The organism is Zobellia uliginosa (genome assembly GCF_900156625.1).
GTDB classification, from domain to species: domain Bacteria; phylum Bacteroidota; class Bacteroidia; order Flavobacteriales; family Flavobacteriaceae; genus Zobellia; species Zobellia uliginosa.
Genome location: NZ_FTOB01000004.1, coordinates 602,680 through 615,334 on the forward strand (window position 1 = coordinate 602,680; position 12,655 = coordinate 615,334).

Below are 12,655 nucleotides of genomic sequence, written 5' to 3' on the forward strand. Positions count from 1 at the left end.
AGTAAGTGTAAACGTTCCAAGAGCTGCGGTAATGACCATTGGGAGTGCGGAACAATTTGGGTTTTCGCAACTACATCAGCTTCGCGGTCGTGTAATTAGAGGTGCTGATCAGAGTTTTTGTATCCTTATGACAAGTCACAAACTTTCTTCCGAAGCAAAAATCCGACTGCAGACCATGGTACAAACCAATGATGGTTTTGAGATTGCAGAAGTCGGCTTAAAACTAAGGGGGATAGGAGATATTATGGGTCCCTAAGAAAGCGGAGTACTTAAGCCAAAGATAGCAGATATTGTAAAGGACAACGATATTCTCAAGACTGCGCACTATTATGGCATGCAGCTTCTCAAACATGACTCTTCCCTTGAGAAACCAGAAAACCTGGTCATAAGACATGCTTATTCTCTACTTGTGAAGTGTAAGAATATTTGGAGTTATGTTAGTTGATTTTTTCGCAGTTCCTTTTCTTATTCCAAGAATGATTCGAGGTGTTATTGACAACGGAATAAATCACAATCAAATAATTCAATTTCAAAATTTTAAAGAATTATCAGGGTATACCACCGTTAACTGGTACTGTAAAACCTTTAGTGGATCCTTGATTATTACCAATTGTAACTCTCGAATTCGAACTACCAAATATTTGTCTATGATTGGACGAAAAAGTTACCCTTCCACTTGGCGGCATTGTAAATTCATAAGTATCCACTTTGCTAAATTCTATAGTATCATCTCGTCCGTTCCATGAAGTATCTGCTGAACCTCCACCTCCTGATACAGTCGCATTTCCTTTACCAGTACCTTCTGACCTAAGTGTGACTGTAACTCTTGACCCAGCTGGTGCCCGGTATTCACCAGTATCTTTATTATATGTTATTGTTACTGGCACTGGTCTTATCGTTATATTACTGGTAGCTGTAAAATTACCGTCCTGCGTGGTTACGGTAATAATAGCTGAACCTACGGAAACACCCGTTACCCGTCCCGTCCCGTTTACCGTAGCAACGGCGGGGTTCGATGAAGACCACGTTACGTTAGGGTTAGATGCCTCGGCTGGTGATACCGTAGCTGCTAGATTGGTGCCGCTCCCTACGGTTACCGTGGTAGTAGTCGGTGTAACACTCACCCCTGTAACGTCTATCGTGGCCGCCTCCACCGTTATGACACTGATTGCTTCAAAATTACCGTCCTGCGTGGTTACCGTAATAATAGCTGAACCTGCGGAAACACCCGTTACCCGTCCCGTCCCGCTTACCGTGGCAACTGCGGGATTCGATGAAGACCAGCTTACGCTAGGATTGGATGCGTTGGCAGGCAATACCGTAGCCGTTAGGTCCGTACCCTCCCCCGCAGTTATCGTGGCCGTGGTAGGTGCGACACTTACGCCAGTAACACCTACTGTGGCAGCTTCTACCGTTATAGTAGCGGTTGCCGTTAAATTGGTACCATCTTGCGTGGTTACCGTAATAATGGCTGAACCTGCGGAAACACCTGTTACCCGTCCCGTCCCGCTTACCGTGGCAACTGCGGGATTCGATGAAGACCAGCTTACGCTAGGATTGGATGCGTTGGCAGGCAATACCGTAGCCGTTAGGTCCGTACCCTCCCCCGCAGTTATCGTGGCCGTGGTAGGTGCGACACTTACGCCAGTAACACCTACTGTGGCAGCTTCTACCGTTATAGTAGCGGTTGCCGTTAAATTCGTACCATCTTGCGAGGTGACCGTAATAATAGCTGAACCTGCGGAAACACCCGTTACCCGTCCCGTCCCGCTTACCGTAGCAACGGCGGGATTCGATGAAGACCAGCTTACGCTAGGATTGGATGCGTTGGCGGGCAATACCGTAGCCGTTAGGTCGGCACTCTCCCCCGCAGTTACCGTGGCCGTGGTAGGTGCGACACTTACGCCAGTAACACCTACTGTGGCAGCTTCTACCGTTATAGTAGCGGTTGCCGTTAAATTGGTGCCATCTTGCGAGGTTACCGTAATAGTTGCTGAACCTGCGGAAACACCCGTTACCCGTCCCGTCCCGTTTACCGTAGCAACGGCGGGATTCGATGAAGACCAGCTTACGCTAGGATTGGATGCGTTGGCAGGCAATACCGTAGCCGTTAGGTCCGTACCCTCCCCCGCAGTTATCGTGGCCGTGGTAGGTGTAACACTTACGTCAGTAAGCTTGACTTCCGTTTCAAAAATCGTTACTGTAACTACTGCAGAATCATCGTTGCCCGTGTTTCCATCGTTAATAGTATAACCGAACGTGGCATCTCCGGTATAATCACCGGAACTGGTGAATACTATTTCCTGTCCTTCGATTGTAAACGAACCTGCATTTATGGGCTGTACACCAAGAGCACCGGATATTACAAGGTCGGTATTCGGGTTATCCGTATCGGTATCGTTGTCCGTGACATCGATGCGCACTGTTTCCCCAAGTTCCACTACGGCCGTATCGTCATTGGCAATGGGAGGTTGGTTCGGGGCAACGTCAACGTTCACGGTCCAGACCTGTGGGCTACCGTTCCCGGCGGTCACGGTGTAGTTCACGGGCTGGCTGAAATCCTGTTGCGAGGCCGGACCGGGTTCGATATTGGCCCCGGTGGAAATATCCAATTGGGCGGGAACTACGTTCAGGTCCGTTCCGTTCGGTACGTTCACCGTTATGGTATGGTCTACATCGTTTATGGTCACACTGTTCTGAACGGGGAGCGCAAAGCCCGTTATCGCGTTCAGGTCGCTCCCCGTGGGCTGGGATACGGTCACGTTCACCGTCCATACCTGTGGCGTTCCCGTCTCGGGACTCACCGTATAGGTAACTGCACCTGAGAAGTCCCGGACCTGGTCGATGGCCGGTGCCACGGTCGCCCCGGGGGAGATTTCCAGTACCTGAGGGGCTACGTTAAGATTTGTTCCGTCGGGTACATTGACGCTTATTGTATGGTTCTCTGTATCGATGTCGGAACTGTTCTGTCCGGGAAGTCCAAAGGCTGTGATATCGGTATCCCCCGCAACGGGCATTACCAGTACCTTGGCCGTTACCGTCCAGACCTGTTCGGTACCGTTGCCCGATGTGACGGTATATTCCACAGGGGAAGTGAAATCGCGTGCCTGCAAGAGGGCCGGTGCCACGTTGGCACCTTCCGAGACTATCAACAGTACGGGGGCTACGTTCAGCGGCGTGCCCTCGGGAACGGTCACCGAAACGGTATGGGCCTGCGTATCTATCGTTGCCGTCTCGATCTGGCCGTTCAGGGCGAAGGCCTCTATGTCGTTCGCCGATTGTAGCGATACCCCCGTGATCTCGACAAGGATGCTTCCGCTGACCTCTGGGTCGGAGACCGAGGTGGCCGTTATGGTGACCGTTCCCGCGGAAAGACCGGTCAGGATACCGTTCCCGTCCACGGTCGCTATGGTATTGTCGCCTGAGGACCAGTTCACGGCCGGATCCGTCGCATTATCGGGAAGGACCGTTGCCATCAGTTGGCGCTGCGCTCCCGTGGCACCGGGGTCCGCCTGTGAAACGGAAATGCCCGTTACCGGGACCCTGTCCGGGGGGATCACCTCTACGGTGACCGTATCGCTGGCATCGGGATTGGAAACGGAGGTTACCGTAACCTCCGCCATGCCTAGCCCTACGGCGATACAGACATTGTTTTCGTCTATAAAAACGACATCGGGGTCACTGGAGACCACCGTTACTTCCTGATCGCTAGCATTGGGCGGGTCGAAGGTGAATGCAGGGGGGATCTCGTCCCCGAGCTTCATCTTGATCGTATCCTGGCTCGAAAGGGTTAGCGATATCACCTCTATAAAATCCACCACGTTGAAGTCCACACTAGCCTCGATTTCCTGTCCGTTACTGTCGCGCAGGGTGAAGACCAGTTGTTGGGGACCTATCTCCGAAGGCGTGAAGACCAGCGGATAGGTACCGGGAACGATAGGGCCGTATTCCCCCTTTGGGGCGTAACCGTTCTCCTCCGAAGGTCCGAGGCTTCCCGCGCCCGAACCGAACCCGTATACGGCCTGGTAGCCGACCTCTAGGTCGGTGTCCAGCCTTTCGAACACGAGTGAAACGTCCACCGGTTTTTCCAGTTCGAGCTCGGAGAGCTCGCTAGAGGCCTCCCAGACCACCGGTACATCGGAGAGCTCGTAGGTGACCTCTATATCCTGTGAAATCCCGAAGTTGTTCGCCCCGGTTATTTTTACCCTATGTCCGCCGGTCTTGGAGCCCATGTAGACCAAGGGCGCGGAAAGGCCCTCGGATACGGGCCACCCCTTCCCGGATTCCAAACGGTTGCCCTCCATGTCCTCGAAATGGCCCTCGCCGTCGAGTACCTCATAGGTGATGGTGTATTCGTAGTTCTCCAGTACCTCCTCGGGAACGATGGTAAAGGTGCTGGGAAGCCCTTGGTTCACATAGCCCTCGGCGGTGTGCTGCTCACTGAGCTCGAACTCTACCTCGGTGATAAGCCCTACCTCCTTGGTACAGGCAAGGGCGAACAAAAAAAGACAAAAACAGGATATCAGGATCTTTGTGTAGTTCTTCATTTAGTGGTAGGGGAACTTTTAGCTCATTTTAAAAAAATACTTCAATAACTTTCCGTGTTTTTAAAAGAAAGTCCTACAAGATATGCAATCCGTTCCAACCGTGCATAAACAAGGAGCTTTTTTGATTGAAACTCTGGGCCAAATGCAGGATTATTGGATAAGATGGAATTATTGGATATTGAATTTGTGATTACTTTACCTATCGCTATTGTCCATAATATGCAGTAATTTTATTTGAATAGGTAGAGGCTTATGGAAGGAATGGAGTACTTCCGATTTATCCCTTAAAATTAGAAGTATTTGTTTCATATAAAGACTCTAAAAATATGTACGGGGTTGGTATTATAGGTCGTGGTCTTCTCTAGGTGCATACCGTTGTTCAACGCTACTTTTTGAGATGGTAGATTGTCTACGTGGATTATGGATATTAACGAAGGGGCCAATTGATGCTTTGTGGCATAGGCCTTGCATTGCCGGGCTGCTTCCGTAGCATAGCCTTGTTGCCAGTATTTGGGGAGAATGGAGTACCCTATTTCCAATTCGTCAATATCGTCTACGGTCTGTTTTAGCAGTCCGCACAGACCGATAAAGTCTCCGGTCGATTTTGAGATAAGGGCATTCATGCCGCCCAGTTGCTTTTCGTAGCGTTCAAAAATTCGGTCGAACTGTTGTTGACAGGCCACTTTTGGGTCAGATGGCAATCCGTCCCAAAACTCTGAAGAACGTTTGTCTTGGTGAAAGGGTAACCAGGTTTCAAAATCGGAGGGGCGTACTTTTCGGAATAGCAATCGCTCGGTAGTTTCCTTTTCCAAAAGTAAATCCATTTGCAATCATAATTTTGTGAAGGCAATACTGTCGCCTGGTTGTATGCCGAAGTTTTGAACAAGACCGGCATTCAATTCAAGTACGTATTGTACCGCTCCTTGCGAAGGTAGGCTCGACTCGTTCAAAGGTTGGGTGTTTTCGTGATAATTGGCAATGGTCATATCTTCCTTGATGAAAATGATGTCTAAAGGAAACTCGGTATTCTTCATATAGAACGAATGCCCGGCCACTTCCGGAAAGATAAACAACATGCCACGGTCGGGCTTCATGCTTTTGCGGTACATTAAACCGGTTTGGGTTTCGTATTCGCTCTCCGCAATTTCTATATCGAAGGAAGCGATCAAACTATCCGTTTTTTGTTTGAAAATAGATAGCTCGCCTTCTTTTTTAAAGACTACAGGCTCTGCTTTGACGACTTTTTTAGTTTCTTCTTTACAGGAATGAAAAACAAATACCGTTAAGATAAGGTACAAACTGATTTTAATGTGCTTCATTTTGGTAGCGCTTAAATTCGATAGTTGGGGAAGGAGGCTATTTTAGTAAAACCTCGATCCGATGTTTCGGGGGTATGGATAATTAATATGGGTTACGATTTGCTGTTTGTCGGTCGGAACATAAAGTAGAGTCCGATAAAAATAAACGGAATACTCAACCATTGTCCCGTCGATAGTAGTCCGAGGCTCTCTTCGAAACCACCCTGACTTTTCTTTACATATTCTACGAAGAAACGAATCGTCCAAAGCAAAACTAAAAATAGGCCAAAAAGATATCCAGTGCGATTTCTTTTATCGGTCTTCCAGTAGAGGTAGTAGAGAAGGATAAAAACAAAGATATAGGCAACCCCTTCATACAATTGTGCCGGATGGCGGTACGGGATCTGCGCCAATTGTTCGGCAAATTTCGGGTTGTTCTCCAGTGCGGCATAAGCGGCATTTACCGTTTTTTCCTGCGTAATGGCCAAGGCTTTGGAGGGGTGCATATCATCGGAATCGCGAATGAACTTTGTAGCAAAAACAAAAGATTCATCGGTGATTTTACCATTGATCTCTGAATTGAAAAAGTTGCCCAATCGTACACAAAAGGCGCCAATGGCAAACGGTATGACCATACGGTCCAGTAGCCAAAGGGTTTTCATATCGGGGAATTTCTTTTGGTAAAGATAGGTTCCGATCAGCACACCTATGATGGCACCATGGCTGGCAAGGCCGGTAAAACCAGTAAATTCATAACCATTGATGAAGCCGAAAAGCTGACCTGAGGCATTCTCGCGAATAGGAAGAAGTATTTCGAGCAAGTGGTTTTGGTAATACGGCCAATCGTAAAAAAATACGTGGCCAAGCCGCGCTCCCAACATAGTGGCAAGAACCGTGTAGATAAAGAGCGAATCTAGCTGCTCTACCGTTTTGTTCTCGTTGGTAAAAATACGCTTCATGATATACCAGCCTAAACCGAAGGCGGTAATCCAAAGTAAATTGTAATATTTTATCTGTAACGGACCGAGGGTGAAAAGTGTTTCGTTCGGATTCCAAATGATTCCTAAAAAGTACATGAGAAGTAGTTTTAAGAGCACTAAGATAATAAAATAGATAGCCGATATGCCTTGCTGTCCTTAAAATTGATATCAAAGGAGGGAAAGCGGTCAGGGATTCTTGCCCGTCAATTGCCCCTAGTTTATTTTTAAATTATTAAGGCACTGGGTCATAGCCTTTTCCTCCCCAAGGGTTGCAGCTCAAAATTCGTTTAATGGCCAACCATCCTCCTTTAAAAAGTCCGTGTTTTTTTAAGGCCTCGAGGGTATACTGTGAGCATGTTGGGGAGTAACGGCAACTTGCCGGGGTGTATGGGGAGATGGCGACTTGATAGAACCTGACCAAAAAGACGAAAGGGGTTATCATTATTTTTTTTAGGGATAATGCCAAGACGATGGGTTTTAAGGATATAAAAATACAACAATTTAACCAATACCCTTATCCGGAAGCCCGGAACTGGTCCATAAAAAAAAATCCGCATTTTTAAATGCGGATTTTAGTGACACTGAACCGTGTTATGGGGTTTAAGCGTGGTGCACGGGTTGAAGGTCAAGGGCTTCCTGTTCCGAGAACAATCGTGACTTTACCACAAAACGCACACCTAAGGGGATTTCCAAAGAGAAACTGGCTCCCCTTCCTTCGGTGATGTCAATGGTCAATTGCGTGTGTTTCCAATACTCGAACTGGTCTTTGGCCATGTAAAAGTCGCAATCGGCGATATTGCCAAGCCAAATATCGGTTTCGTTGAGTATGAGTTCACCTTCGCTAAAACACATGGGGGAAGACCCGTCACAACATCCACCGCTTTGGTGGAACATGAGCTTACCGTGGGTTTGCTTCAATTTTTCAATGACCTCTTTGGCTTCATCCGAAACTAAAACGCGTTGTGTTTTCATCTTAAAAGAAGCCCATGGCCTTTTTGTCGTATGAAATCAACATGTTCTTGGTCTGTCTGTAGTGGGCCAACATCATTTTGTGGTTTTCCCTACCGATACCCGATTTTTTGTATCCGCCAAAAGGAGCGTGTGCAGGATACAAGTGGTAGCAATTGACCCATACGCGTCCGGCTTGCACCGCCCTTGATATTTGATAGGCCTGATGGGTGTCACGTGTCCAGACTCCCGCGCCAAGGCCGTATAAGGTGTCATTGGCGATTTCTATGGCCTCTGCTTCGTCTTTAAAGGTAGTGACACAGACGACGGGTCCGAAAATTTCCTCTTGAAACACCCGCATCTTATTGTTGCCCTTAAGAATGGTAGGTTGAATGTAATAGCCGCCCTCAAGGCCTTCGTTATATGCGGCTTCGCCACCGGTCAATACTTCGCAGCCCTCGTCTTTGCCTATGTTGATATAGTTCAATATTTTTTCGTACTGGTCGTTTGAGGCCTGTGCTCCCATCATGGTCGTTGGGTCTAAGGGATGCCCTAGTTTAATGGCCTTGGTACGTTCGATGACCCTTTCCATAAAGCGGTCGTAAATGCTTTCTTGTACTAACATTCTTGAGGGACAGGTGCATACTTCCCCTTGGTTCAATGCGAACATTACCGCACCTTCCAAACATTTGTCGAAGAAGTCGTCGTCGGCATCGATAATGCTTTCAAAGAAGATATTAGGTGATTTTCCTCCCAGTTCTAGGGTAACGGGCGTGATGTTTTTAGAGGCGTACTGCATTATGAGCTGACCTGTGGTAGTCTCTCCGGTGAATGCAATTTTGCTTATTCTTGGGCTTGAGGCCAAGGGTTTCCCCGCTTCGGCTCCAAAACCGTTCACAACGTTCAAGACGCCCGCGGGAAGGATGCCGTCAATGAGCTCCATTAAGATCATAATTCCAGCAGGGGTCTGTTCCGCAGGTTTTAAAACAACGCAGTTACCTGCCGCCAAGGCCGGGGCCAACTTCCAGGTGGCCATAAGTAGAGGGAAGTTCCAAGGGATAATCTGACCTACCACACCTAAGGGTTCGGTAACGTTCAAGGCTACGGTGTTGGAGTCTAATTCGCTTACCGAACCTTCTTCGGCACGTATGACTCCTGCAAAATAACGAAAGTGGTCTATGGCCAAAGGAATATCGGCCGCAGTGGTTTCGCGAATAGCTTTTCCATTGTCCCAGGTTTCCGCTCTTGCTAGGGTTTCAAGGTTGCGCTCCATAACGTCGGCAATCTTTAGTAACATATTACTTCTTGTAGTGGCCGAGGAAGTGTTCCATTCGGGGGCGGCTTTCCATGCGGCATCGATGGCCAATTCAATATCTTCCGAAGTAGAGCGTGCTACTTTGGTGTATACCTTGCCGTCAACAGGCGAAAGGTTGTCAAAATACTCGCCTTTTACTGGTGCAGTCCATTTTCCGCCAATGTAATTTTCATATTGGTCTTTGAACTTTGGCTTTTGAAGAAGATTGTGTTCTACTGTTTGTGTGCTCATGGTTAAAGGATTAAGTTAATACGTATGTTCTTTGATTATATACCTGTTTATCAGGTGTATAGAAATAGTTTTCTAAATGTAGTGGAGTTAAGGGCCAATTGTCTGACCGATTCTACCTTTGATGTGACGGATTCTATCATTCTTTGTTAAATTGATACATTGTTGGCTCTTATTTTGTATATTTCTTAGTGTTTAATGGGGAAAATTGATACTTGTTCTGTTATGATAGGATTGTCGGATAAATTTCTTTCGAACCGAAAGCTGGAATCATTGGTCGAGAACCAAACCTCCTATACGCTCAATAATGCCGCCTTACATGTGTTTGAGACACATCAGCAGGCCGAAAGGGTGTTGTTGAAGTTTGATCAGCCGGTATTGGCGAGTATGGTCGAGGGGAAGAAAATAATGCATCTAAGGGACTATGAATCTTTCGATTTTTTACCAGGGGAATCCTTGGTGCTTCCTTCTAATGAAACCATGTGCATCGATTTTCCGGAAGCAATGCGTAAAAACCCCACCCGTTGCCTGGCCTTGGCCATTTCCGAGGATAAAATAAACAAGGTGTTGCAACTGATGAACGAAAACATGCCTAAGCACGATAAAAGCGAATGGGGACTGATGGATTACAATTTCCATTTTGTAAATGACATGGGTATTTTTCAGATTTTACAGCGGCTTCTGTTTTTGTTTACCGAAAATCACCCTTCCAAAGATTTTTTTGTTGACAATATGCTGCGTGAGTTGATCATACGTATATTACAGACCAATGAGCGTAAGATCTATTCAAATTCGACCTTGCAGCTCAGTAGCAATAGTAGGTTGGCTTCGGTCATACGCTATATAAGGGAACATCTTCACGAGCCATTAAATGTGGAAGATCTGAGTAGTAAGGCCTGTTTTAGTCCCTCTCACTTCTATAGGGTATTCAAGACCGAACTGGGCATTTCGCCTATAGAGTTTATCAATAACGAAAGGATTAAACTGGCCGTAGGCCTTCTGCAAGACAAGAAACGAAGCATTAAAAACGTTTATTTGGAATGTGGTTTTGAAAGCCGCTCGTATTTTAACCGCGTATTCAAGGCACGACAGCATCTTTCGCCTAGTGATTACCAAGCAAAAGCACAGAGCGAACCATTGTAGTGCAGTAAAATTTTAGAGGCTAAAAGTGGTGCCTTCCTTACCGTCTTTTAGTTGGATACCAAGTTCTGCCAATTGGTCACGGATTTTATCCGAGGTCGCAAAATCTTTATTTTCACGAGCTTCTTTTCGTAGTTCGATCAATAGTTCTACCACGCCGGAAAGCTTTCCTGCATCTTCGGTGCTTCCTCCTTTTTGTTCCAGTCCCAAAATATCGAAAACGAATGCGTTCAAGGTGTGGGCAAGGGTTTCCTTGTCGTTTGCGGTAATGCTTTCTTTTCCCTCCTTGATCAAGTTTACATGCTTGACCGCTTCAAAAAGGTTGGCGATAAGTATAGGTGTGTTGAAATCGTCGTTCATGGCGTCGTAGCATTGCTGCTTCCACGCTTCTACGTCAAAATCACTGCTTGATCCGGTTTCCAATCCTTTCAAGGCGGAAAGGGTGTCCATTAGGCGGTTGAACCCTTTTTCCGATGCCAAAAGGGCATCGTTGCTCAAGTCTAATATGCTGGTATAATGCGCCTGCATCATAAAGAAGCGAACTACGGAAGGGGAAAAGGCCTTGCTAAGGATGTTGTTCTCTCCGGTAAATATTTCACCCGGTAAAATATTGTTCCCTGTCGATTTTGCCATTTTCTTGCCGTTCATGGTCAACATGTTGGCATGCATCCAATATCGAACGGGCGAGTGGCCATAACAGGCTTCCGCCTGTGCTATTTCACATTCGTGATGCGGGAATTTCAGGTCCATACCACCACCGTGAATATCAAAGGTCTCGCCTAAATACTTGGTGCTCATTGCCGTGCACTCAAGGTGCCAGCCGGGGAAACCATCTCCCCATGGCGAAGGCCAGCGCATAATGTGCTGTGGCTCGGCTTTTTTCCAGAGTGCAAAGTCTTGCGGACTCTTTTTCTCATCTTGACCGGCCAATTCACGGGTGTTGGCAATCATATCTTCCAATTTCCGGCCGCTTAATTTGCCGTAATCGTGGCTCTCGTTGAACTTATTGACATCAAAGTAGACCGAACCGTTTACCTCATACGCAAGTCCTTTTTCAAGAATCTCCTTAATGATCTCTATCTGTTCGATGATGTGCCCGGTAGCCGTGGGCTCTATGCTGGGCGGTAAAAAATTGAACTGTTCTAAAATATTGTGGAAATCTATGGTGTAGCGTTGTACGACTTCCATAGGTTCCAACTGCTCTAATCTTGCTTTTTTTGCAATTTTATCCTCCCCGTCTTCGGCGTCGTCGACTAAGTGGCCGGCATCGGTTATATTACGTACATAGCGCACCTTGTACCCCAAATGTCTCAGGTACCTAAAGATCATATCGAACGACATAAAGGTACGGCAGTTGCCCAGGTGAACATTGCTGTAGACCGTTGGACCGCAGACATACATGCCGATATGGCCTTCGTTTAAAGGTTTGAAAACTTCTTTTTTACCGGAGAGGGAATTGTAAATCTTTAACGTTTGTTGCTGGTACAATTGCATGTTAGGCTTGCGCTATTAAAAAGTGGTATCCAGGTTAAGGTAGTCTAAAAATTCGCGGCGTACGGCTTCATTCTTGAATTTGCCGCCGTATTCAGCGGTTACCGTACTACTTTCGATATCGCGTATGCCACGGGAGTTCACACAAAGGTGCTTGGCGTCGATCACACAGGCAACATCTTCGGTTCCCAAAACATTTTGTAGCTCCCTAACGACCTGTATGGTCAATCGTTCCTGAACTTGCGGTCTTTTGGCAAAATAATCGACAACTCGGTTCATTTTAGAGAGGCCCACTACCGTTCCGTTTGAGATGTATGCGATATGCGCGCGGCCTACTATGGGCAAAAGGTGGTGTTCACATGTAGAGTAGAGCGTTATGTTCTTCTCCACCAACATTTCACCGTATTTATATTTGTTACTAAAAGTTGATGATTTGGGCTTTCGGTCGGGGTGGAGTCCGCCAAAAATTTCCTTTACGAACATCTTGGCAACCCTGTTCGGGGTGCCTTTGAGGCTGTCGTCATCAAGGTCTAGGCCTAAAGTCAGCATTACTTCGCGTATGCTTCCTTGTATTCTTTTGATCTTCTCATCATCGCTCAACACGAACGCGTCTTCACGTAGAGGTGTATCTTCCGATGCGGAAACGTGGTCGTTTCCCATATCTTCAAATTGCTTTTCCAAAGTACTGTCAATTTTCATCTGCTTATA

10 protein-coding genes and 1 pseudogene are annotated in these 12,655 nt (G+C 46.9%); 2 read left to right on the forward strand and 9 right to left on the reverse strand.

The features are described 5' to 3' along the window. Position 1 precedes the first annotated feature (1 nt). Positions 2 to 445 (forward strand): annotated as a pseudogene (locus BW980_RS15145) (ATP-dependent DNA helicase RecG); the annotation flags it as partial. Positions 446 to 548: 103 nt separating this feature from the next. On the opposite strand, the gene BW980_RS15150 reads toward BW980_RS15145, so the two are convergent. The 7 genes from BW980_RS15150 to BW980_RS15180 all read right to left on the reverse strand — a co-directional run bounded on the left by BW980_RS15150 (position 549) and on the right by BW980_RS15180 (position 9,319). Then, positions 549 to 4,547, reverse strand: a complete 3,999-nt coding sequence (locus BW980_RS15150; RefSeq protein ID WP_076456017.1) for an Ig-like domain-containing protein — start codon at positions 4,545 to 4,547, stop codon at positions 549 to 551. 305 nt (positions 4,548 to 4,852) lie between these two features. Then, entirely contained in the window at positions 4,853 to 5,371 is a 519-nt protein-coding gene (locus tag BW980_RS15155; RefSeq protein WP_076456018.1) for a GNAT family N-acetyltransferase, read from the reverse strand. A 6-nt stretch (positions 5,372 to 5,377) separates the two neighbouring features. Next, positions 5,378 to 5,866 (reverse strand): DUF192 domain-containing protein, encoded by a 489-nt coding sequence (locus BW980_RS15160; protein WP_076456019.1) that lies wholly within the window; start codon positions 5,864 to 5,866, stop codon positions 5,378 to 5,380. A gap of 92 nt (positions 5,867 to 5,958) precedes the next feature. Next, on the reverse strand, positions 5,959 to 6,921 hold the full coding sequence (gene lgt, locus BW980_RS15165) for a prolipoprotein diacylglyceryl transferase (protein ID WP_076456020.1): 963 nt from the start codon (positions 6,919 to 6,921) through the stop codon (positions 5,959 to 5,961). A 136-nt stretch (positions 6,922 to 7,057) separates the two neighbouring features. Beyond that, complete coding sequence (gene yidD, locus BW980_RS15170; protein WP_076456021.1) at positions 7,058 to 7,267, reverse strand: membrane protein insertion efficiency factor YidD; 210 nt, start codon at positions 7,265 to 7,267, stop codon at positions 7,058 to 7,060. A 158-nt stretch (positions 7,268 to 7,425) separates the two neighbouring features. Then, on the reverse strand, positions 7,426 to 7,797 hold the full coding sequence (locus tag BW980_RS15175; protein ID WP_076456022.1) for a DUF779 domain-containing protein: 372 nt from the start codon (positions 7,795 to 7,797) through the stop codon (positions 7,426 to 7,428). A 1-nt stretch (position 7,798) separates the two neighbouring features. Beyond that, positions 7,799 to 9,319 carry an aldehyde dehydrogenase family protein gene (locus BW980_RS15180; RefSeq protein WP_076456023.1) on the reverse strand — a complete coding sequence of 507 codons (1,521 nt, stop codon included), beginning with the start codon at positions 9,317 to 9,319 and terminating at the stop codon, positions 7,799 to 7,801. A 222-nt stretch (positions 9,320 to 9,541) separates the two neighbouring features. On the opposite strand from BW980_RS15180, the gene BW980_RS15185 reads away from it, so the two are divergent. Continuing rightward, on the forward strand, positions 9,542 to 10,459 hold the full coding sequence (locus BW980_RS15185) for an AraC family transcriptional regulator (RefSeq protein ID WP_076456292.1): 918 nt from the start codon (positions 9,542 to 9,544) through the stop codon (positions 10,457 to 10,459). A 12-nt stretch (positions 10,460 to 10,471) separates the two neighbouring features. On the opposite strand, the gene cysS is transcribed toward BW980_RS15185, so the two are convergent. Beyond that, positions 10,472 to 11,950, reverse strand: a complete 1,479-nt coding sequence (gene cysS / locus BW980_RS15190; protein WP_076456024.1) for a cysteine--tRNA ligase — start codon at positions 11,948 to 11,950, stop codon at positions 10,472 to 10,474. Between the two features lie 15 nt (positions 11,951 to 11,965). After that, positions 11,966 to 12,646: a GTP cyclohydrolase I FolE gene (gene folE / locus BW980_RS15195; protein WP_013994106.1), complete on the reverse strand. Its 681-nt coding sequence runs from the start codon at positions 12,644 to 12,646 to the stop codon at positions 11,966 to 11,968. Positions 12,647 to 12,655 lie beyond the last annotated feature (9 nt).